15 protein-coding genes and 1 CRISPR repeat array are annotated in these 22171 nt (G+C 72.7%); of the genes, 9 read left to right on the top strand and 6 right to left on the bottom strand.

Annotated features, from left to right (window positions below; all coding sequences use genetic code 11):
• Window positions 1–135 precede the first annotated feature (135 nt).
• Complete coding sequence (locus UWG_RS0108710; RefSeq protein ID WP_016906816.1) at window positions 136–1497, bottom strand: glutamine synthetase family protein; 1362 nt, start codon at window positions 1495–1497, stop codon at window positions 136–138.
• 401 nt (window positions 1498–1898) lie between these two features.
• Here UWG_RS0108710 and UWG_RS0108705 point away from each other — a divergent pair, with 401 nt between their 5' ends.
• The gene (locus UWG_RS0108705; protein WP_016906815.1) at window positions 1899–3038 is read left to right on the top strand and encodes an LLM class flavin-dependent oxidoreductase; all 1140 of its coding nucleotides are present in this window, start codon (window positions 1899–1901) and stop codon (window positions 3036–3038) included.
• Between the two features lie 79 nt (window positions 3039–3117).
• Window positions 3118–3843: an FMN reductase gene (locus UWG_RS0108700; RefSeq protein ID WP_016906814.1), complete on the top strand. Its 726-nt coding sequence runs from the start codon at window positions 3118–3120 to the stop codon at window positions 3841–3843.
• 230 nt (window positions 3844–4073) lie between these two features.
• On the opposite strand, the gene UWG_RS0108695 is transcribed toward UWG_RS0108700, so the two are convergent.
• Window positions 4074–5273: a S8 family peptidase gene (locus UWG_RS0108695; protein ID WP_016906813.1), complete on the bottom strand. Its 1200-nt coding sequence runs from the start codon at window positions 5271–5273 to the stop codon at window positions 4074–4076.
• Between the two features lie 106 nt (window positions 5274–5379).
• Window positions 5380–6423, bottom strand: a complete 1044-nt coding sequence (locus UWG_RS0108690; protein ID WP_016906812.1) for a LuxR C-terminal-related transcriptional regulator — start codon at window positions 6421–6423, stop codon at window positions 5380–5382.
• Between the two features lie 302 nt (window positions 6424–6725).
• On the opposite strand from UWG_RS0108690, the gene UWG_RS0108685 reads away from it, so the two are divergent.
• The 3 genes from UWG_RS0108685 to UWG_RS0108675 all read left to right on the top strand — a co-directional run bounded on the left by UWG_RS0108685 (window position 6726) and on the right by UWG_RS0108675 (window position 10938).
• A complete protein-coding gene (locus UWG_RS0108685; RefSeq protein ID WP_016906811.1) occupies window positions 6726–7199 on the top strand; it encodes a DUF6153 family protein in 474 nt (157 codons plus the stop codon).
• Window positions 7200–7465: 266 nt separating this feature from the next.
• Entirely contained in the window at window positions 7466–9052 is a 1587-nt protein-coding gene (locus UWG_RS0108680; protein ID WP_016906810.1) for a multicopper oxidase family protein, read from the top strand.
• Window positions 9053–9171: 119 nt separating this feature from the next.
• Window positions 9172–10938, top strand: coding sequence for an NAD+ synthase (locus UWG_RS0108675; protein ID WP_016906809.1), 1767 nt, complete (start codon window positions 9172–9174; stop codon window positions 10936–10938).
• Window positions 10939–10980: 42 nt separating this feature from the next.
• Here UWG_RS0108675 and wrbA read toward each other — a convergent pair whose 3' ends face one another.
• The gene (wrbA, locus tag UWG_RS0108670; protein ID WP_016906808.1) at window positions 10981–11589 is read right to left on the bottom strand and encodes an NAD(P)H:quinone oxidoreductase; all 609 of its coding nucleotides are present in this window, start codon (window positions 11587–11589) and stop codon (window positions 10981–10983) included.
• Window positions 11590–11872: 283 nt separating this feature from the next.
• Between wrbA and UWG_RS0108665 the strand changes: the two genes are divergently transcribed.
• Window positions 11873–12493 (top strand): TetR/AcrR family transcriptional regulator, encoded by a 621-nt coding sequence (locus UWG_RS0108665; protein WP_106429939.1) that lies wholly within the window; start codon window positions 11873–11875, stop codon window positions 12491–12493.
• 18 nt (window positions 12494–12511) lie between these two features.
• On the opposite strand, the gene UWG_RS0108660 is transcribed toward UWG_RS0108665, so the two are convergent.
• The gene (locus tag UWG_RS0108660) at window positions 12512–13465 is read right to left on the bottom strand and encodes an endonuclease/exonuclease/phosphatase family protein (RefSeq protein ID WP_420235619.1); all 954 of its coding nucleotides are present in this window, start codon (window positions 13463–13465) and stop codon (window positions 12512–12514) included.
• Window positions 13466–14042: 577 nt separating this feature from the next.
• Between UWG_RS0108660 and panB the strand changes: the two genes are divergently transcribed.
• From panB to UWG_RS0108645, 3 genes are all read left to right on the top strand, one after another.
• Window positions 14043–14915, top strand: coding sequence for a 3-methyl-2-oxobutanoate hydroxymethyltransferase (gene panB / locus UWG_RS0108655; protein ID WP_016906805.1), 873 nt, complete (start codon window positions 14043–14045; stop codon window positions 14913–14915).
• Window positions 14916–15029: 114 nt separating this feature from the next.
• A complete protein-coding gene (locus UWG_RS0108650) occupies window positions 15030–16043 on the top strand; it encodes an ATP-binding cassette domain-containing protein (protein ID WP_016906804.1) in 1014 nt (337 codons plus the stop codon).
• A complete protein-coding gene (locus tag UWG_RS0108645) occupies window positions 16040–16906 on the top strand; it encodes an ABC transporter permease (protein ID WP_016906803.1) in 867 nt (288 codons plus the stop codon). Before UWG_RS0108650 ends, UWG_RS0108645 begins: the two co-directional genes overlap by 4 nt.
• 168 nt (window positions 16907–17074) lie before the next feature.
• On the opposite strand, the gene UWG_RS0108640 is transcribed toward UWG_RS0108645, so the two are convergent.
• The gene (locus UWG_RS0108640; RefSeq protein ID WP_016906802.1) at window positions 17075–20881 is read right to left on the bottom strand and encodes an AfsR/SARP family transcriptional regulator; all 3807 of its coding nucleotides are present in this window, start codon (window positions 20879–20881) and stop codon (window positions 17075–17077) included.
• A 408-nt stretch (window positions 20882–21289) separates the two neighbouring features.
• Window positions 21290–21624: direct repeats of the CRISPR family, unit length 29 nt; unit sequence GGGACCACCCCCGCGTGCGCGGGGACCAC.
• Between the last annotated feature and the right edge of the window lie 547 nt (window positions 21625–22171).

Below are 22171 nucleotides of genomic sequence, written 5' to 3'. Positions count from 1 at the left end.
GCGGCACATCAGCCTCCCGTTTCCGCCGTACTCGCCCGCCCCCATTCTCGCCGAGCGAGGGACGGCGCCGGCCGCGGGGCGCGACGGACGGGAGGCGCCGGGGGCGGCGTCCCGCCCGGCCCCCGGCGCGGCGGCTCACAGCACCGGCAGGCTCTTCCGCAGCTCGTACGGGGTGACCTCGGAGCGGTACTCCTCCCACTCCTGCTTCTTGTTGCGGAGGAAGAAGTCGAAGACGTGCTCCCCGAGGGTCTCGGCGACGAGTTCGCTCCGCTCCATCAGTTCGATCGCCTCGCCGAGGTTCTGCGGGAGCGGTTCGATGCCCATCGCGCGGCGCTCGCCGTCGGAGAGCGCCCAGACGTCGTCGTCGGCGCCAGGCGGGAGCTCGTCGCCCTCCTCGACCCCCTTCAGTCCCGCGGCGAGGGTCACGGCGTAGGCGAGGTAGGGGTTGCAGCCCGCGTCGAGGGAGCGGACCTCGATCCGGGTGGAGCCCGTCTTGCCGGGCTTGTACATGGGGACGCGGATGAGCGCGGAGCGGTTGTTGTGGCCCCAGCAGATGTACGCGGGCGACTCGCCACCCTCGCCCGCGGTGCGCTGGGCGCCGCCCCAGATCCGCTTGTACGAGTTGACCCACTGGTTGGTGACGGCGGAGATCTCGCTGGCGTGGCGCAGCAGTCCGGCGATGAACGAGCGGCCCACCTTGGAGAGTTGGTAGGGAGCGCCGGACTCGTAGAAGGCGTTGCGGTCGCCCTCGAAGAGCGAGAGGTGGGTGTGCATGCCGGAGCCCGGGTACTCGGAGAACGGCTTGGGCATGAAGGTGGCCTGCACGCCCTGCTCCAGCGCCACCTGCTTCATCACGAGCCGGAAGGTCATGATGTTGTCGGCGGTGGAGAGCGCGTCGGCGTACCGCAGGTCGATCTCCTGCTGGCCGGGGGCGCCCTCGTGGTGGGAGAACTCCACCGAGATGCCCATCGACTCCAGCATCGTGATGGCCTGGCGGCGGAAGTCCATGCCGACGTTCTGCGGAGTGTGGTCGAAGTAGCCGGAGGAGTCGGCGGGGACGGGACGTGTGCCGTCGACGGGCTTGTTCTTCAGCAGGAAGAACTCGATCTCCGGATGCGTGTAGAAGGTGAAGCCGAGTTCGGACGCCTTCGCGAGGGTGCGCTTGAGGACGAATCTGGGGTCGGCGAAGGAGGGCGAGCCGTCGGGCATCAGGATGTCGCAGAACATCCGGGCAGTGCCGGGGGCCTCCGCGCGCCACGGCAGTATCTGGAAGCTGCCCGGGTCCGGCTTGGCGATCATGTCGGACTCGTAGACGCGGGCGAAGCCCTCGATCGCGGAGCCGTCGAAGCCCATGCCCTCGTCGAATGCCTGCTCGAGTTCGGCGGGGGCGACAGCGACGGACTTCAGGAAGCCGAGGACGTCGGTGAACCAGAGCCGCACGAAGCGGATGTCGCGCTCTTCGAGCGTGCGGAGCACGAATTCCTGCTGCTTATCCATATCCACCCATCCTCGCTGGTACCGCCGTGCGCTGCCACGCCCGCCGCGTGGGCGGCCCGGGGGCCTGAGCGTCCCACCGCGCTGTTGCGCCCGGGTTGCACGTCCGTACCGGTACGTACCCGTCCGTCCCCCGGTACGCGCACCGGCGGGGGCGCGCGTACCGCTGGGCCCATGGTGCACCGAACCGGGGCACGGGCCCGCATCGACCCCTCGGCTGCGGGTACCCGGGCCACGGGTCGCCGACCCCGCGCGTCCGGCCCTCGTCCGGTGCGGGAATGTCGTGGGAGGCTGCGGCATTGAGGGGATAGTTGAATTGCGAACAATCAAGGGTACGCCCCGGCCCGACAGGGACGGGGCCGCCGCGCCGAGAGCGGTGCCCGCGACGGCGAAGGACGGATGACATGCAGTTCGGAATCTTCAGCGTCGGCGACGTCACGCCCGACCCGACCGACGGCTCGACGCCCACCGAGCACGAGCGGATCAAGGCCATCCTCCGGATCGCGCTCAAGGCGGAGGAGGTGGGACTCGACGTCTTCGCGACGGGCGAGCACCACAACCCGCCCTTCGTCCCCTCCTCCCCCACCACGATGCTCGGCTGGATCGCGGCGCACACCGAGCGCCTCGTCCTCTCCACCGCCACCACGCTGATCACCACCAACGACCCGGTGAAGATCGCCGAGGACTTCGCGATGCTCCAGCACGTCGCCGACGGACGCACCGACGTGATGCTGGGCCGCGGCAACACGGGGCCGGTCTATCCCTGGTTCGGCAAGGACATCCGCCAGGGCATCCCCCTCGCGATCGAGAACTACGCCCTCCTCCACCAGCTCTGGCGCGAGGACGTCGTCGACTGGCAGGGCAGGTTCCGCACACCGCTCCAGAGCTTCACCTCGACGCCCCGCCCCCTCGACGGCGTCCCCCCGTTCGTCTGGCACGGCTCGATCCGCAGCCCCGAGATCGCCGAGCAGGCCGCCTACTACGGGGACGGCTTCTTCGCCAACAACATCTTCTGGCCGAAGGACCACTTCAAGCGGCTCATCGGCCTCTACCGCCAGCGGTACGCGCACTACGGGCACGGCACGGCCGAGCAGGCGATCGTCGGGCTCGGCGGGCAGGCGTTCATGCGGAAGAACTCGCAGGACGCCGTCCGCGAGTTCCGCCCGTACTTCGACAACGCGCCCGTGTACGGGCACGGTCCGACGATGGAGGAGTTCACGGCCGAGACGCCGCTGACCGTCGGCAGCCCGCAGCAGGTGATCGAGCGGACGCTCTCCTTCCGGGAGGCGTTCGGCGACTACCAGCGCCAGCTCTTCCTCATGGACCACGCCGGGCTGCCGCTCAAGACCGTGCTGGAGCAGCTCGACCTCCTCGGCGAGGAGGTCGTGCCCGTGCTCCGCAGGGAGTTCGCCGCTCGGCGGCCCGCAGGCGTTCCGGAGGCGCCGACGCACGAGGACCTGCGCGCGCGCAAGCGCGAGGACGAAGCAGCACGCGTCGGTGCGGGCGTCGGCGAGCCCGGCGAGAACGCGGAGGAGAGCGCCTGAACCGGCGTACGCACGCGCAGCGTTCGGGCGCGCAGACCCCCACGGCACGCCGCCCGCACCGAACCAGGGAGGAACCCGCATGAGCACCGCACCCGTCAAACTGGCAGTCGTCTCGGCAGGGCTCAGCGAGCCCTCCTCGACCCGACTGCTCGCCGACCGCCTCGCCGCAGCCGCGTCGCGCGGCCTGGAGACGGCCGGGCGCGAGCCCCAGGTGCAGCACGTCGAACTCCGCGACCTGGCAACGGAGATCGCGCAGAACTTCGTCACCGGCTTCGCCGGCGAGGAGCTGAAGCAGGCCCTCGACGACGTCGCGCAGGCCGAAGGGCTCATCGCCGTGACACCGGTCTTCAGCGCTTCCTACAGCGGCCTGTTCAAGTCGTTCTTCGACGTCATGGAGAACACGGCGCTCACGGGGAAGCCGGTGCTGATCGGCGCGACCGGCGGCACCCCGCGCCACTCCCTCGTGCTGGACCACGCGCTCCGGCCGCTCTTCTCCTACCTGCGCGCCGTCGTCGTCCCCACCGCCGTCTACGCGGCGACGGACGACTGGGGCTCGGCCGACGACGGCCTCACCCCTTCGCTCCCCGGCCGGATCGAGTGCGCGGGTGCCGAACTCGCCCGGCTCACCCGGGCGTGCGGCCCGGCCGTGGCCGTCGCCGAGCCGGAGGCCGGCGCCGAGGACGAGGAGGCCGTGGGCGAGCAGGCGCCGCACCTGAAGGTCGTCGCGCAGGCACCGTCGGGCGACCCGTACGAGGATGTCGTCCCGTTCGCGCAGCAGTTGGCGGCGCTGCGCCCGGAGGAGTGAGCACCCGCCTGCCGCGGTACTGACGCGGAGGGCGCGGGCTGGGAACATGGACAGACAGCAGCCGCGGCCCGGTATGTGGGGTACCGGACCGCGGCTGTGCTGCTGGTCGGCCGAAGGCCGAGCCGGCGCCGGGAGGGCCCGGACTCCCCTGCCGGGGAAGGGGGGAAGGTCCGGGGCCCTCGGGTCCCGCCGCGTACCGCGGCGGGCCGCGCCGGTTCACAAGTGGTGCGTCACTCCACGACGTTGAGGAGCACGTTCGGCGAACCCGGGCCCGGGTTGCCGACGACGCCCTCGGAGCCGCCCTCCACGAGCGCGGAGCTCACGTCGGCCGGGGAGGCGTCGGTGTGCCCTGCGAGGTAGAGCGCGGCGGCACCGACGACGTGGGGGGTCGCCATGGAGGTGCCGGATATCGTGTCGGTGCCGGTGTCGCTGTCGTTCCAGGCACCGGTGATGTCGACGCCGGGCGCGTAGATGTCCAGGATCTCCCCGTAGTTGGAGAAGGAAGCCTGCGCGTCGGTGTCGTCGGTGGCGCCGACCGTGATCGCGTCCTCCACCCGGGCAGGCGAGCTGTTCCCGGCGTCGGTGCCTTCGTTACCGGCGGCCACACCGTAGGTGACGCCGGCGTCGATCGAGTTCTGGACGGCCTCGTCCAGGGCCTCGTCGGCGCCGCCGCCGAGGGACATGTTGGCGACGGCCGGGCCGCTGGCGTTCTCGGTGACCCAGTCGATGCCGTCGACGACCCCGGCGGTGGTGCCCGAGCCGTTGTCGTCGAGCACGCGGACGGCGACGACGTCGGCGCTCTTGGCGACGCCGTGCGCCTCACCGGCGACGGTGCTCGCCACGTGGGTGCCGTGGCCGTTGCCGTCGTCGGCGTCGTCGTCACCGTCGACGGCGTCGTAGCCGCTGGTGGCGCGCCCGCCGAAGTCCTCGTGGGTGGTGCGGACACCGGTGTCGATGATGTACGCCGTGACACCCTCGCCCGCGGAGTCCGGGTAGTTGTAGGTGTCGTCGAGGTCGAGTTCGGGCGTGTCGATGCGGTCCAGACCCCAGGAGGGCGGGTTGTCCTGCGACGCCGTCATCGTGTGCTTCTGGTTGGCGAAGACCTTGTCGACTGCCGGGTCGGCGGCGAGCTCCTTCGCCTCCTGCTCGGACATGCTCGCGGCGTATCCGTTGAGGGCGTGGCTGAAGGTCTTGCTCACCTTGCCGCCGTGCTCGGCGACGACGGACTTGCCGTCGGCCGAAGCAGCCTTCGCCGCACTCTCCTTGAGGGTGACGATGTAGCTGCCGTCGATCGCCGTCGACGAGCTGGCGCCGAGGATCTTGCCCTCCGCGGGGGCCGCGGTGGCCGGGAGAGCGGAGACCGTACCGATGGCTGCTGCCGCCACGGCGGCCGAGATGCCAAGGGCAACCTTCTTGCGCGTCACTGCCATTGCGAGGGTTCCTCCTCGTGTGGGGGGTGCGCTCTGGGGAGCGCGAGGGAGAGCTAAGCGCATTGACGCGAGCTGAACAAGGCCCCCCTTACTCCGGGCGAACCGGTCATTCCCCCTGGTTTACGAGCAGTTCGCCGGTCGGCTGGGCCACCCAGCCCAACTCCGCTGCCCTGGCACCGAGTTGAAAGCGCGTCGAGACGCCGAGACGCTGCATCAGCGCATGCAGCCGGCGCTGGAAGGTCCGGTAGCTCACCCCCAGGTGACGCGCCATCACCTGGTCCGTCATCCCCGTGGTGAGCAGCGCGAGAAGCCTCGCCTCCTGCGACGAGGGGCCGCCCACGGCGCGGTGCGGACGACCCGAGAGATACGCCGAAAGCGGCTGGGCACGGGCCCAGAGCACCTCGAAGAACTCGCAGAGCGCCTCCAGCAACCCGGAAGAGTGGACGAGGACGCTGCTCGCCAACTCGTGCGGCGTACCGCGGAGCGGAATCAGCGCCCTGCGGTCGTCCGCAATCAGGATCTTCATCGGCGCCTTCGCCATCACCCGTGCGTCCTCGCCGAGTTCGGCGGCGGCCTCGATGTCGGTGTCGAGGCGGTGGAAGGTGGCGAGCCCGTCCGTGTCGTAGATCACCCGGTAGCCGAGGCCGCGGCGGAGCATCTGCTGCTGTACCGGCATCATCCCCGTCTTCGGGTCGAAGCGGTCCGGGTCGCTGTTGGCGTACGGGGGGCGGTCGATGCCGCGGATCTGCCGGCGCGCGCTCCGCTGCAACTGGTCGACCTGACGGATCACCGCCGCCCTGCCCGTGACGATCTCCACGAGGTCGGCAGGGTCACGACCTGCACCGTTGGCTCTGAACCTGGCGGCGAGCTGCTGGATGTGGCGCCGCGCGCGATGGATCTCCTCCTCCCGCGCGAGCAGCGTCGACTCGAAAGCGGCCTCGGGCGCGACGGGCAAGAACCGCTCCTCGCCCCCGCGTTCGGCCGGGAACCGCCCCACGAGGCTGCGTTTCTCCAGGGACACCAGCGCGTCCCGGCACTCGGCCGCCCCCAGATCGAGGGTGGCGCGCATCTCGGCGACGGTGGCGGCGCCGTCCACCAGCGCCTCGTACACCTGCTGCTGGAGGGGGTCGAGATCGAGGGCATCCAACATAGGCCGCATCCTCGGCAAGTGGCGAGTTCGCGTCAATGTCACAAGCTCGCCAGTCAGGGAACAGAGTCACGCAAGACGGGCGGCACCGGGCGAATCGCCTTACGGGAAAAGGGAGTCGGGGCGCGGCCGGCCCGGCGCGCGCCGGGGTTCGCACAGGCAGGAGACGCGCCTCCCGCAGCACAGCCCCCGCGCCGGAACGCCACCGGCCCCGTCGTACGCGCACGCACGGGCACGGATACGCTGGACGGCCCGGCGCGGCCTTCCCTCCGCAAGACGCCGGGCGCACTAGCAGCAGGTGGACCATGAGGACGAGGAACGCGCAGGAGCGGCACGGCCCGGCAGCCGGCCACTGCGGACGGCTGCTGCTCTTCGCCGCGCTCGTCCTCGGCATCGCGCTCATGCACACCCTCGGCCACCCGTCGGGCGACGGCGAGGCGCACCGCACGGCGGCCGTCCAGCACACCTCCACCACCGCTCAGCACGCGCCCGCCGAGCGGGACGGCACGCCCGCGGACACCCGACTCGCCCCGCCCGCCCACCTGTCGGCGCCCGGCGGGCACGACGAGGGCGGCGGCACCGACCCGCTCTCCGTCTGCCTGGCGGTGCTCGGCGCCCTCGCGGCGGCCGGCCTCCTGGGCGCCGCCCTCGCCAGGGGACGCACTCCCCGCCTCCCGGCGGCCGCGTGCCTCGTCACCCCCGGACGCGCCCCGCCGCCGCCTCCCGAACCGCCGCCCCACGCGATACGCCTCGCCCAACTCTCGGTGCTGCGCACATAGGAGCGCCCGACCGCACTGCACCGGCCGCGCACACGCCCGGCCGGCCGACGGCGCACGCCCACGGCCGCGACCACCGCTCGCGACCGGGCGCGGTCCGCCGCCGCGCCCGAACTCCGTTCGCCGCCAGGCCGGTCGACGTAGGCCTGTCCGGCAGGAGGACGTCCCGAAGCGGACCGGAGTCCGCCGGTCCGAACGTGCAGCAGTGCGGTCCCCGGTCACCCGACCACCGCCTGGAGCCCCAGGCATCCACACCGAGGTACGCAACCATGCGCAATCCGCACAGCAACGATCCCGCACCCACCCGCCGCACGCTGCTCGGCGCCGGCACGGCGCTCGCCGCCGGCGGCCTCCTCACCGCCTGCGGGGGCGGCGACGGCCGCACGCAGCACGCCGACCGGAGCGCCCAACCGGTGCACGACGACGGCGGGTTCGTCGCGCCCGACGGGCCCGAGGTGCGCGCGGCGGAGGCGAAGCGGGCGGGCCGCGCCGCCGAGACCGTCGAGAAGGTCCGGCTCACCGCGGCCCGCGACCGAGTCGACCTCGGCGGCACCACCGTCGACACCTGGACGTACGGCGGCGAACTCCCGGGCAGGGAGGTGCGCCTCACCGCGGGGAGCACCCTCGCGCTCACCCTCGCCAACCACCTCCCCGAGCCGACCTCACTCCACTGGCACGGACTCGCCCTCCGCAACGACATGGACGGCGTCCCGAGACTGACGCAGCCCGCCGTCCGCGCCGGCGCCGCGTTCACCTACCGCTTCACCGTCCCGCACCCGGGCACCTACTGGTTCCACCCGCACACCGGCGTGCAGCAGGACCGCGGCCTCTACGCGCCGTTGATCGTCGAGGACCCCGACGAGCCGCTCTCCTACGACCGCGAGTGGACCGTCGTCCTCGACGACTGGCTCGACGGCGTCGACGGCTCCACCCCCGAGGCCGTCCTCGAGGAACTCGGCGACGGCATGGACCACTCGGGAGGCCGCGGCGGCCACACCATGTCCGGCTCGGGCGACGGCGGCGCGCCCCCGTCCCGTGCGGCGATGGGCGCCGAGAGCAAGCTCCTCGGCGGCGACGCGGGCGACGTCGCCCACCCCCACCACCTCCTCAACGGCCGCCTGCCGGACGCCCCTTCGACGATGCGCGCGAGGCCGGGCGAGCGCATCCGCATCCGCCTCGTCAACGCGGGCGGCGACACGGCCTTCCGCGTCGCCCTCGGCGGGCACACGATGACCGTCACCCACACCGACGGCTTCCCCGTGCGCCACCGCAGGGCCGAATCGCTGCTGCTCGGCATGGGCGAGCGGTACGACGTCCTCGTCACGGCCGGCGACGGCGCCTTCCCGCTCACCGCGCTCGCGGAGGGCAAGGGGCGCTCGGCGCTCGGCGTCCTGCGCACCGGAGGCGGGGCGCGGCCGTCGGCGAAGGCGCGTCCGGCGGAGCTGGCGAAGCGGCCGGTCACGGCCGAGGGGCTGCGCGCCGCCGACGAGGCCGCGCTGCCGAGCAAGGCGCCCGACCGCCGGCTGACGCTGCGGCTCACGGGCTCGATGGCGCAGTACGACTGGTCGCTCAACGGCGAGACCTACGACCCGGAGCGCCGGTACCCGCTGCGGGCCGGCGAGCGCGTCCGCCTCTCCTTCGTCAACGCGACGCACATGTGGCACCCCATGCACCTGCACGGCCACACCTTCGCGCTGACGGGCGGCGGCCCGCGGAAGGACACGGCGATCGTCCTCCCCGGCAGGCGGCTCGACGTCGACTTCGACGCGGACAACCCCGGGCTGTGGATGGCCCACTGCCACAACGTCTACCACGGTGAGGCCGGCATGATGACCGTCCTCGGCTACCGCAAGTAGCCCGCGCGGCACGCCGGTCGGGAGCGCCCGAGCGCCGTCCCGACCGGCGTGCCCCACCCGCGCCCGGGATCGCGTCAGCCCGACGATTAGGCGGAGGGCCGGCGCTTACACTGGAGGACGTGGCTCAACTACGACTCGCCCTGAACCAGATCGACGCGACCGTCGGCGACCTCGAAGGCAACACCGAGTCGGTGCTGCACTGGACCCGGCACTCCGTCGCGCAGGGGGCGCACCTCGTCGCGTTCCCCGAGATGATGCTGACCGGCTACCCGGTCGAGGACCTCGCGCTGCGCGCCTCGTTCGTCGAGGCGAGCCGCTCCGCGCTCGTCGCGCTCGCCAGGCGGCTCGCGGAGGAGGGCCTCGGTGAGACCCCCGTCGTCGTCGGCTACCTCGATCGCAGCGAGGAGACCACCTACCGCCTCGGGCAGCCCGTCGGCGCCCCGCAGAACGCCGCCGCCGTCCTCCACCGCGGCGAGCCCGTCCTCGCCTTCGCCAAGCACCACCTTCCCAACTACGGCGTCTTCGACGAGTTCCGGTACTTCGTTCCCGGCCAGACGCTGCCGATGGTCCGGGTGCACGGCGTCGACGTGGCCCTCGCCATCTGCGAGGACCTCTGGCAGGAAGGCGGCAGGGTCCCGGCGGCCCGCGAGGCCGGCGCGGGGCTGCTGCTCTCCGTCAACGCCTCGCCGTACGAGCGGGACAAGGACGACACCCGCCTGGAGCTGGTGCGCAAGCGCGCGCAGGAGGCGGGCTGCACCACCGCGTACCTCGCGATGATCGGCGGCCAGGACGAGCTCGTCTTCGACGGCGACTCCCTCGTCTGCGACCGCGACGGCGAAGTCCTCGCCAGGGCCCCGCAGTTCGAGCAGGGCTGCGTCGTCCTCGACCTCGACCTCCCCGCCGCGGCGCCCGAGCCGCCCTCGGGCACCGTCGACGACGGGCTGCGGATCGTGCACCGCACGCTCTCGGCCGAACCGCTGCCCGCGCGCGAGCCCGAGGTCGTCGGCGCGCAGGCCCCGCGCCTCGACGAGGAGGAGGAGATCTACACGGCGCTCGTCGTCGGGCTGCGCGCCTACGTTGCGAAGAACGGCTTCCGCTCGGTGCTCATCGGCCTCTCCGGCGGCATCGACTCGGCGCTCACGGCAGCGCTCGCCTGCGACGCCGTCGGCCCCGAGAACGTCCACGGCATCTCCATGCCGTCCCGCTACTCCTCCGAGCACTCCCGCTCCGACGCCGCGGCCCTCGCCGAACGCACGGGGCTCCACTACCGCTCCGTACCGATCGGCCCGATGTTCGACGCGTACATGGAGTCGCTCGGCCTCACGGGCACGGCGGAGGAGAACCTCCAGGCGCGGCTGCGGGGCACGGCGCTGATGGCCGTCTCCAACCAGGAGGGGCACATCGTCCTCGCGCCCGGCAACAAGTCCGAGCTGGCGGTGGGGTATTCGACCCTGTACGGCGACGCGGTGGGCGCGTACGGACCGATCAAGGACGTCTACAAGACCACCGTCTTCGCGCTCGCGCACTGGCGGAACCGGATCGCGGCCGAGCGGGGCCAGACGCCGCCGATCCCGGAGAACTCGCTGACCAAGCCGCCCAGCGCCGAGCTGCGCCCGGGCCAGGTGGACACCGACACGCTCCCCGACTACGACGTGCTCGACCGCATCCTCGCGCTCTACGTCGACCACGACGAGGACCGCTCCGAGATCGTCGCGCGCGGCTTCGACCGCGGGGTGGTCGAGAAGGTCCTGGGGATGACCGACGCCGCCGAGTACAAGCGGCGGCAGTACCCGCCGGGTGCCAAGATCTCCTCGAAGGGGTTCGGCAAGGACCGCCGGCTGCCCATCACGAACAGGTGGCGGGGAAGGGCGAGTTCGGCGGGCTGACCGGCGCCCGGGTCCGGCGTGCGGACCCGGGCGCGTGCGCCGTCAGGCGGGTGCGTCGCCGAGGAGGCGCGCGGTGATCGTCGCGAGCCGCTGGCCCTGGTAGCGGGCCGCGGTGAGGGTCTCCTCCTCGGGGGCGCCGGCGCCCGACGGGTGGGAGGTGCCGTAGGGGTTGCCGCCGGCGGCGAAGATCAACGGGTCGCTGTAGCCGGGCGAGACGATGAGCGAGCCCCAGTGGTGCATGGTGTTGTAGAGCGCGAGCAGCGTCGACTCGTTGCCGCCGTGCCTGTTGGCCGCGCTGACGAACCCGGTGACCGGCTTGTCGACGAAGGCGCCCCGCCCCCACATGCCGCCCGTGCCGTCGAGGAACTGCTTGAGCTGCGCGGTGACGTTGCCGTAGCGCGTGGGCGTGCCGAACGCGTAGGCGTCGGCCCACTCCAGGTCGTCGAGGGTCGCCAGCTCGATGTCCTTGGTGGCGTCGATGTGCGCGCGCCAGTCGGGGTTGGAGTCGATCGCGGACTCGGGCGCCAGTTCGGGCACCCGGCGCAGGCGCACCTCGGCGCCGGCCTTCTCCGCGCCCTCGGCGACGGCCTGGGCGAGCCGGTGGACGTTTCCGGTGGCCGAGTAGTAGATGACGGCGACCTTGGGGGCCATGTCGATCCTCCGTGACGAGACAGAGCGGACGGTACGGAAGTTGTTTCCGTTTCAACCATTGAAGCGGATAGCCATCCGCTTTGGCAAGCGCCGTCGTGCGTCCTGCCGTTCGCGCCCAACTCCCCCTCGATGCACGGTAGTTATCACAGCGGAAGGAAAGCGGCGACGTGGCGGGACGGAGTCCGTCAGAGCGCAGGGCTCCTCCTCGGCTATGCTCCCCGGGCGCCGCGGCACGGCGGGCGGGGCCCGCGCGGCGGCGGACGAGCAGCACAGGAGGAAGGCAGTGGCGGGAGACGGCCCGGCAGCGCCCGGCAGCGGCCCCCGCCGCGAACTGCCCCAGGCCGACGGCCGGTCCACCGAACGCGCCGACGCCGCGCGCAACCGCCGCCGCCTCCTCGACGCCGCCTCGCGCATCGTCGCCGAACAGGGCCCCGACGCCGTCACCATGAACGCCGTCGCGCGCGCCACCGGGACCGGCGTCGGCACCGTCTACCGGCGGTTCGGCAGCGTCGCGCAGTTGCTGCTCGCACTCCTCGACGAGCGGGAGCGGCAGTTGCAGGAGGCGTTCCTCAACGGCCCGCCCCCGCTCGGCCCCGACGCTCCCCCCGAGGAGCGGCTCCGTGCGTTCCTCCACGCCGTCGCCGACCACACCGTCGAGCAGCAACCGCTGCTGCTCGCCGCCGAGGCCGCCTCACCCGGTGCGCGCTACGCCGGCGCCCCGTACCGCACGATGCACACGCACGTCGCCGCGCTCCTCGCCGAGGTGCGCCCGGACGGCGACGCGCCGCTCCTCGCCCACCTGCTCCTCGCCCCGCTCGCCCCCTCGCTCGTCCACCACCTCGTGCGGGAGCAGGGCAGGACACCGCAGGAGCTCAAGTCCGGCATCGACCAACTCCTGGGCTGAGCGGGCGCGTCGGCGCCGTCAGAGGGTGATGCTCGCGGCGATCGGCAGGTGGTCGCTCCCCGCCCTGTCGAGGGTCCACGCGGACTCGGGCTCGACGCCCTTGACCATGATCTGGTCGATCCTCGCCATCGGGAAAGCGGCGGGCCAGCTGAAGCCGAACCCGTCGCCCGCTGCGCCCTGCGCCGAGCGCATCTGCGAGGTGATGGGGGCGAGCGAGCGGTCGTTCATCGTGCCGTTGAGGTCGCCGAGGAGGACGACCCGGTCCGCCTTCTCGTGGGAGATCGCCCTGCCGAGCGCCCTGACGCTGCCGTCCCGCTGCCCCGCCGTGAACCCGGACCTGAACTCGACGCGCACCGAGGGGAGATGGGCCACGTAGACGGCGAGCTCGCCCTGCGGCGCGTGGACGGTGGCGCGGAGCGCCCGCGGCCAACCCATCCGGATGTCGACCTCGCGGACGTCCGTCATCCGGTACTTGCTCCACAGACCGACGGTGCCGACGAGCTTGTGGTGCGGGTAGGCGCTGCGCAACCCCTCCTCGTACGCGTCGGCACGGGCAGCCGACACCTCCTCCAGCGCGACGATGTCGGCACCGGAGGCGGCGAGGCCGCGTACGGTCCCCGCGGGGTCGGGGTTCTCCGCATCGACGTTGTGCGTCGCCACCGTGACGTCCCCTCCCGTGCCCGAACCTCCCCCGACGAGGCCGCCGAAGAGCCCGAGCCAGGCGACGACGGGGAGGACGAGCGCCGCGAGCGCGGTCGCCGAGCGCCGCAGCAGGGCCCAGACGAAGAGCACGGGCACGAGGAGGCCGCCCCACGGCAGGAACGTCTCCCACAGCGAGCCGAGGTTGCCGATGGAGTTGGGGATGCGTGCGTGCCAGAAGAAGGCGAGCGCGAGGAGCACGGCGACCGCCGCGGGCACCAGACCGCGCCGCCAGATCCCCGGGCTGCGCCACCTGTCCCGCAGCCGGTTCATGCGTCCGCCGCCGCTCGAGTCCGACCGGCCGGCCTCGCCGCCTGCCCGGACCATGTACGCACGTGCCATCCGCCGTCCTCGCCTGCCTGTTCACGTCTGCCGATCATCGCCGAACCAGGGCGAAACGGAAACCATCGCCGCACACGGAACGCCCCGGCGAACCGGGATGCTCCGGACTCCTCTGATGCGGTGCGGGGCCGTCGACACGGTCGCCTTCCCCCGGTTCGCCCCAACGTTCCCGTACGCCTGGATCGGCATACACCGTGAACGACGTACCGCACGGCCGTGAGGTTCCGCTTCCCGCGCGATCTTCCTCCGCCGTGACGGAACACGCATCTCCGAGGGGTCCGGCGGCCGCCGCACCGGACTTCCGTCCGGGCCCGGCGCGTGTCAGCATGGCATCGGCCGACCTCGGCTCCGAAGGGGCCGCCGACGGTGCATCGCCGTACCGCAGCCCCACCGGGGGCGGCAGGCGGACGGCTGGCACAGGCACCCGAGGCTCCTCCGCCGCCGGGCGCGGGCCGCATCCGGGGACGCCGTCAGGGCGCCTCGAGACGACAACACAGGAGCCGGCGTCATGACGCACCCACAGCACACCTCTGCCTCCGCACCCCCTTCGCGTGAGCGCCCCGCGCTCTACGGCGGCACCCGCAGCCGCCGCAACACCGTGCGCGACGTCGCCGTCGCCAAGGAGCGCGGCGAGAAGTGGCCGATGCTCACCGCCTACGACGCGATGACCGCCTCCGTCTTCGACGAGGCCGGCATCCCCGTGCTGCTCGTCGGCGACTCGATGGGCAACTGCCACCTCGGCTACGAGACCACCGTGCCCGTCACGATGGACGAGATCGCGATGCTCTCCGCCGCCGTCGTACGCGGGACGCAGCGCGCACTCGTCGTGGCCGACCTGCCGTTCGGCGCCTACCAGGAGGGCTCGGTGCAGGCGCTGCGGAACGCCACGCGGCTGGTGAAGGAAGCCGGCGTCGGCGCGGTGAAGCTGGAGGGCGGGGAGCGCTCGGCCGAGCAGGTGGCGCTGCTGGTGGACTCCGGGATTCCGGTGATGGCGCACATCGGGCTCACCCCGCAGTCGGTCCACGCGATGGGCTACCGCGTGCAGGGCCGCGGGGAGGAGGCGGCGCAGCGGCTCCTTCGGGACGCCAAGGCCGTGCAGGACGCGGGTGCCTTCGCCGTGGTGCTGGAGATGGTCCCCGCCGAGGTCGCGGGCGAGGCGACGCGCTCCCTGCACATCCCCACCGTCGGCATCGGCGCGGGCCCCGACTGCGACGCGCAGGTGCTCGTCTGGACGGACATGGCCGGCCTCACCGGCGGGCGGGTCCCGCGGTTCACCAAGCAGTACGCGCAGCTTCGGGACGTCCTGGGGCAGGCGGCGAGGGACTACGGGGCCGACGTCGCTGGTGGGGTCTTTCCCGCGGCCGAGCACAGCTTCTCGTAGGCACGGCAGCCGACAGGCCGTCGACGAGTGACCGACAGCCGACCGACAGGGCCGCTCTACGCCTGTAGGTGAACTGTCGGTCGTCTGTCGGTGGTCGCTGACATCTTTGATGGCATGACGCGACAGCACACCACCGGACCGGGCCGCGGCTCCCACGCCGTCGAAGTACGCGGCCTGGTCAAACACTTCGGGGAAACCAAAGCGGTCGACGGCATCGACCTGGACGTCGACGAGGGCACCGTCCTGGGCGTCCTTGGCCCCAACGGAGCGGGCAAGACCACCCTGGTCCGCATGCTCTCGACCCTCCTCCAGCCCGACGCGGGCACGGCCACCGTCGCCGGTTACGACGTGGTGCGCCAGCCCCGCCAGCTCCGCCGCACCATCGGCCTCACCGGCCAGTACGCCTCCGTCGACGAGAAGCTCTCGGGCCGCGAGAACCTCTACATGATCGGCCGGCTCCTCGACCTCCCTCGCACGGAGGCCCGGCAGCGCGCCGACGAACTGCTGGAGCGGTTCTCGCTCACCGAGGCGGCCAAGCGCCCCGCCAGCAAGTATTCGGGCGGCATGCGCCGCAGGCTCGACCTCGCCGCCTCGATGATCGGCCGCCCCCGTGTCCTCTACCTCGACGAGCCGACCACGGGACTCGACCCCCGCACCCGCAACGAGGTCTGGGAAGAGGTGCAGTCGATCGTCGCCGAGGGCAACACCGTCCTCCTCACCACCCAGTACATGGAGGAGGCCGAGCAACTCGCCGACGAACTCACGGTGATCGACCGCGGCAAGGTGATCGCGGAGGGCCGGGTGCCCGAGCTGAAGGCGAAGGTCGGCGGCCGCACCATGGAGATCCGCCCCACCGACCGCGGCGACCTCCACCGCATCGTCGGCGCGCTGGCCGAGGCCCAGTTGGACGGCGTAGGCGGCGCCTCGGCCGACGAGGAGGCCGGCAGCGTCAGCGTCCCCATCCTCAGCGACGAGCAACTCACCGAGGTCGTCGCGCTCCTCGGCGCGCGCGGCTTCGCGCTCACCGACCTCGGCACCCATCTGCCCAGCCTGGACGAGGTGTTCCTCGCGCTCACCGGCCAGAAGGCCACGCACCAGGAGTCCGCGCCCGAGGAGGTCGCCGCATGAGCACCGAGACAGTACAGACCCAGACGGAGCCGAAGGAGCCGGTGCCCGTGCCGCGCCAGACTCCCCCGTCTCCCACGGACGACGGCCGGATCGGACTCCGCGCCAACCTCCGGCACATCGGCGCCCTCGTCCGGCGGAACGCCCTGCAGATCAAGCAGGACCCGGAGTCGATGATGGACGTGCTCCTGATGCCCATCATCTTCACCCTGCTCTTCGTCTACGTCTTCGGCGGAGCCATCGGAGCCGGCGGCGACCGGGACGGCTACACCAACTACCTGGTCCCCGGCATGATGGCGATGATGAGCATGAACATCGCCATGGCGGTCGGCACCGGCATCAACGAGGACTTCCGCAAGGGCGTCATGGACCGCTTTCGCTCCATGCCGATCGCCCGCTCCTCGGTGCTCCTCGCCAAGATCATGGTGGAGATAGCCAGGATGCTCATCTCCATCGTGGTGCTCCTCGTCGTCGGTTTCCTCGTCGGCTTCGACGTGGAGGGGCGGTGGCTCGGGCTGCTCGGCGGGATCGGACTCACCGTGCTCTTCGGTGCGTCGCTGCTGTGGATCTTCATGCTCCTGGGGCTCACCGTGCGGACGGCCCAGGCGGTCCAGGGTGTCTCCTTCCTGGTGCTGATGCCGCTCCAGTTCGGCTCCTCGATCTTCGTGCCGACGGAGACGATGCCCGGCTGGCTGGAGTCGTTCACCGACGTCAACCCACTCACCCAACTCGCGGACGCCTCCCGGGGGCTGGTGCTCGGACAGGGCGCGGTCGGCTCGCCCGTCCTCTGGACGATCGTCTGGTCGGTCGGCCTGACGATCGTCACGGCGCCGTTGGCGATCTCGAAGTTCCGCAAGAAGGTCTGACGGGCTCGGCCCCCGGCGCGGCACCTTCGCTCCGGGGCTCGCACCGTCGGACGGCGGGGGTCCGGGCGGGGCGAAGTCGGTGCACGGCCGTGCCGGACTGCTGCCCGCACCTGCAACGGTAGGGAGCCCAGGAGAAGTTGACCAGGGCAGGGAAGGGGGCGACGGGTCTCAGATGAGCTCCGCCGCCTCCTCGACGCTCAGCTCCCGCCCCTGCACGAACGCCGCCTCGAAGGCGGCGTCGCCCTCCTCGTGGCCCATCGCGGCGCGCAGGGCCTTCCGGGCCGTGGCCTCGGCGGTGCGCCGTACCGCTTCCCTGCCGGGCTCGGAGGGCGCCGGCAGGTGGAGGAGCCCGGGGAGCCCCTGGGCGTAGGCGCCGAGGAGGCGGGCGGCGAGTTCCGGGTCACCGAGCGCTGCGTGCGACCAGGCGGCGACGGGGAGCTGGTTGGCGCCGAGGGTGGGACTGATGAGCTCGGCGAGGGCGCCGCGGATGCTCGGCAGCGCGTCCCGCAGCGTCACGAGAGCCCGCGCGTGCTGGCCCGACGCGGCGTAGCCCCAGGCGAGCAGGGTCTGCACCATGCCGCGGAAGACAGCGGGAGGTCGGCAGCGCAGCTCTTCCTCCATCCTCGTCAGCAGTGCAACGGCCTCCTCCACAGGACCGAAGCGGAGCAGATAGATCGCGTACTGCACGCCGATGAAGTGCCAGTCGTCGCCGTGCGACCTGCTGCTTTCGTCCAAGGCGTCGCAGAGCAGGGCCGCGCCCTCTGCCGCGTCGTCCGGATCGCCCGTCTCGATCAGCGCGGCGCCCAACCGCGAGCGGAAGACGGGGAGTTGACCCTCGATGCCGAGGCGCTCCGCGCACTCCATCGCCGCACGAAAGTCCTCGACCGCCGCGACGTACTCACCGCGGAGGTTGCGCACCTCACCGCGGCCCGAGCGGGCCTCGGCCACACCCCAGGCGTCCCCCTCGGCGACGAAGAGCGCGAGGCACTCCTCGGAGTCCCGTACCGCCTGCTCCGTCCCTCCCGGCTGCTCGTTGATCATCCTCGCCCGCATGTGCAGGGCGAAGGCGAGATGCCAGTCGTCACCCCACTCCCGGCACCGCTCGATCGTGGCGTCGAGGACCGCGGAGAGCTCGGCGACCCGCCCCGTCAGCACCCACGCAAAGATCCACGTCAGTCCGGGCAGTCGGCAGACCTGCGGCTGTCCCGGCTCGTACGTCGCGACGACGCGCGCGAGCACCTCCCGGAACTCGGGGGTCTCGGCGCGGGAGGGCGCGTCCTCGTCGGCGAGGGTCATCAGCCGGACGGCGCGGCGAGCCTCCCGCAGCAGCTCCGGACCGAGCGGCGGCGGTGAGTTGACGGGCTCGGACACGTCTTCGGCGGGAACGACGGGCGCGGCGAACGGGTCGGGGCCGAGGTCAGCCGTCGCGCGGGCCCAGGCGAAGGCGTCGGTCGAGTGGTTGCGCAGCCGCCAGAACCAGGTCATCGACAAGGTGAGGCAGAGCGCCTCCTCCTCGTCCCCGGCGCGGACGGCGCGGGCGAGCGCCGTCCGCACGTTGTCGTGGTCGCTCTCCAACTCGTCCAGCGCACGCCGCTGTTGCGGCCCCCGCAGCAGTCGATCGGCCGCCCGCGCCGCTTCCCGGAACGCGACGAGGTGCCGGCGCTCGGTGGCGGCGCGCTCACCCGCCTCGTCGAGCCGCTCGGCGGCGTACTCGCCGACGGTCTCCAGGAGCCGGTACCGCGTCTCGTGGTCGCCTGCGGCGAGTTCGGGGATGACCAGGGACTTGTCGACGAGCGAGGCGAGCAGCGCCGGCACGTCGGCCGAGTCGACGTCGTACGCGCCCGCTCCCCCGCACACCTCCTCGGCGCGGGCGAGCGTGCTTCCGCCGGAGAAGACCGAGAGCCGCCGCAGGACTGCGCGTTCCTCCTCGGCGAGGAGCTCCCACGACCAGTCGACGACGGCGCGCAGCGTCTGCTGCCGGGGCAGCACGGTGCGGCTGCCGCTGGTGAGGAGGCGGAAGCGGTCGTCGAGCCGGTCGGCGAGCTGGCGGGGTGCGAGCGAGCGCAGCCGTGCGGCGGCGAGTTCGATCGCGAGCGGCAGGCCGTCGAGGCGGCGGCAGATCTCCGCGCACGCCTCGGGATCCTCGGCGAGGTCGAAGCCCGGACGCGCCGCGGCGCCGCGATCGGCGAGGAGACGCAGCGCCGACGCGTCCGGAAGCGGCAGCAGCGGGCGTACCACCTCGCCCGGTACGCCCAGCGGCTCCCTGCTCGTCGCCAGGACGGTCACGCCCGGGCACTCGACGAGCAGCCGCTCCACCAACCCGGCTGCCGCGTCGATCACATGCTCGCAGTTGTCGAGGACGAGCAGCATGGTCCGCGGCGCGCACCGCTCGGCGAGCTGCGTGAGCGCGTCGGTCGCCTGCTCCGCAGCCCGCAGTCCCTCCGCCGCGACACTCCCGCGGATCTGCGTCTCACGTCCCCCGAGCGCGGTGAGCACCGCCTCGGGGACGGTCGCGGCCTCGCGCACCGGAGCGAGCTCGGCGACCCAGACGCCGTCGGGCCACCGGGCGTCGTCCGCCGTCGCCGCCGGGCCACCCGCACCCGCCGGGACCGCCTCCGGGCAGACCGACTCCGCCGCCTCCTGCGAGAGCCGCGTCTTCCCCGCTCCACCTGGCCCCGTGAGCGTGACGAGCCGCGCAGTGGCCAACTCCCGCCCCAACGCGGCCACTTCCTCCTCGCGTCCCACGAACGAGGTGAGCCGTGCGCGAAGATTGCCCGACCGCCTCGCAACACGAAGAGCGGCGGGCCCGGAGAGCCCCGCACGACGGCTCGGGGGCTCACTCGCGTCGACGGGGCGCCGGGGGGCGCCCTGCGGTGTGCTCTCGGGCTCGTGGCGGTTGCCTGCGTCGGTCAGGTGGGTGTGCGCGGGTGGGTGGCTCGCGTCGGTGGTGTGGCTGCCGTCGCCCGAGGGAGAGTTCGCCGTTCCCGGACGGCTGGTGCCGGCAGGGTCGGCGTGGACGGGCGGCGGTTGACTTGCGTCGACGGGGCGGCCGTTCGCGCGCGGCGGCTCGCTCGCGTCGGCGGGGCAGTCCTTCATGCGCGGCGGCTCACTCGCGTCAGCGAGGCGGTTCCCGTTGTGCGACGGTCCGTGGGGCGGGCCGGGACGGCTGACCCGGCCGACGGAGCGACCCTCGCCGTCCGGCGATCGGCTCGCACCGGCAGGGCGGCCGCTCCCATGCGGCGGCTGACTTGCGTCGGCAGCGCGGTCGCCCACGTCGGACGACTCGATCGCGCCGGCCGGGTGGCGGAGCAACTCGGCGTGGAGAGCGCGGAGTTCGGGCCCCGGGTCGGCCCCCAGCCGCTCGACGAACACGGTGCGGATCGCCTCGTATGCGGCGAGGGCCTCGGCCTGACGGCCGGCGTCCCGCAGGGCGCGGAGGTGGAGGGCCTGCACGGGTTCGTCGAGCGGGTGGTCGGTGGCGAGTTCGCGGGCTGCCGGGAGGGCCGACTCCGCGCGTCCGAGGGCTAGTTCGGCCTCCAGGAGGTGCCGTCTGGCCACGAGGAGACGGGTACGGGCGGCCCGGGCTTCCGACGAAGAGCTGCCGCCGGGGAGGTCGACGAGCGGTTCGCCGCCCCACAGCGCCAGCGCGTCGGCGAGGAGGCCGCCGGCCTTCTCCGGGTCGCCGTCCTTCAGGGCACCGGCGCCCTCCGCCGCGAGGCGCTCGAAGCGGTGGAGGTCGACGTCGTCCCGGTCGGCCGCCAGCCGGTACCCGCCCGCCTCGCGCACGACCACCTCCAGCCCCAGCACCCGCCGCAGCCGTCCGACGAGCGCCTGCACCGCGGCCGGAGCATCGGCGGGCGGGTCCTCCCCCGCGCCCCAGACCTCCGCCACGAGCTCCCCCGTACGCACCGCACGCCCGCCCGCCACCGCGAGCACGGTGAGCAGCGCACGCAGCCGCGCACCACCGAGCGGCAACTCGGTGCCGTCGGGGCGATGAACCCTGGTACTCCCCAGGACGCGAAAGGTGTACTGCACCGCTCCATCGTGCCAGCCGCGCTTCCCGCACGGGGCGCCGACGGCGGGAGACTGCCCAGGTGAGCGCCGCAGAAAGCGGAGGACGACGTTCCCTCACGCGGCCTGCGAACCACCCGGCTCCTGCCAGTCCGAGAGCCTCCCGAACGACGTGTACCGGGCACGCGGTGCGTCCACCTGGGTACTCGGACTGTCGGCCGTATTGCGTCAAGTGAACGGCCGGGGTTGACGGTTCGACGGGGGAGGGACAGCGGGTTCGAGGGCGCCTTTTTGCTCGGTTTCCTACGGGAGTTGGACCGGCCCTGCGCGCTGGGACCACTCACCTCGATGCGCGTCGAGGCCAACGGCCGTAGGACCATCCCCGCCTGCGCGGGGACCACTTCGCGCGCAGGTCCGCCTCGCGGCGTGCCGACGGACCACCCCCGCGTGCGCGGGGACCACGGCAGGCACTCGCCGACGCCGTGTGCGCACAGGGGACCACCCCCGCGTGCGCGGGGACCACACCCGACCAGCCACACCACTCAGTGGCAGCCTGGGACCACCCCCGCGTGCGCGGGGACCACGAGGTGCGCCGCGGCATGGATCTGCTGGAGGCAGGGACCACCCCCGCGTGCGCGGGGACCACCCGCGGCGCTCCCACTTGCCGGGCGGCGTGCCGGGACCACCCCCGCGTGCGCGGGGACCACACTTCCCGACCTGCACCCCTACGAGCGAGTAACCGAAATCTGCTTCACCTCGCACCCGTTCCCAACAGATCACCAAGCCCCACTCAGCCACACACCCCGACCCGCACACATTCGCCCCCTCAACTTACCGCCCACGCACCCCCGTCAGCCGTGCCGCACGACAACAACACCCCCACCCCTCAACCGTGGCGAAGGCCTTGCAACACGCACTGCGTCGAGCCGGGGCCCGCGGGCGCCTCGAAGGGGTCGGGCAAGGTTCGCGTGGAGGCGATGCGGTCGAGCCGGAAGGTGCGGTCCTCGTCGATCCCTGCGTCCTGCCCGTGATGTACCACCGCCGCACGGTGCGGCTTCGCACGCTGGCGCCACGCGCGGCCGCTCGCTCGGGAGCCCTGAGAGTGCAGGGCTCCCGCACCGCACTCGCCGAGTTCGCGCATTGCAACCACCGCGCGCGGCCACGCGCCGCGCTCGGCGAGCACCGCCCGTCAGCCGGGCCGCCGGGAGCAACCGACCACCGCACCGTCTTCGACCGGCCGCCCGGACATCCCGC

The sequence above is a fragment of the Streptomyces xiaopingdaonensis genome, assembly GCF_000262345.1.
Taxonomy (GTDB): Bacteria; Actinomycetota; Actinomycetes; order Streptomycetales; family Streptomycetaceae; genus Streptomyces; species Streptomyces xiaopingdaonensis.
This window is presented reverse-complemented; position numbering and strand designations above follow the sequence as displayed.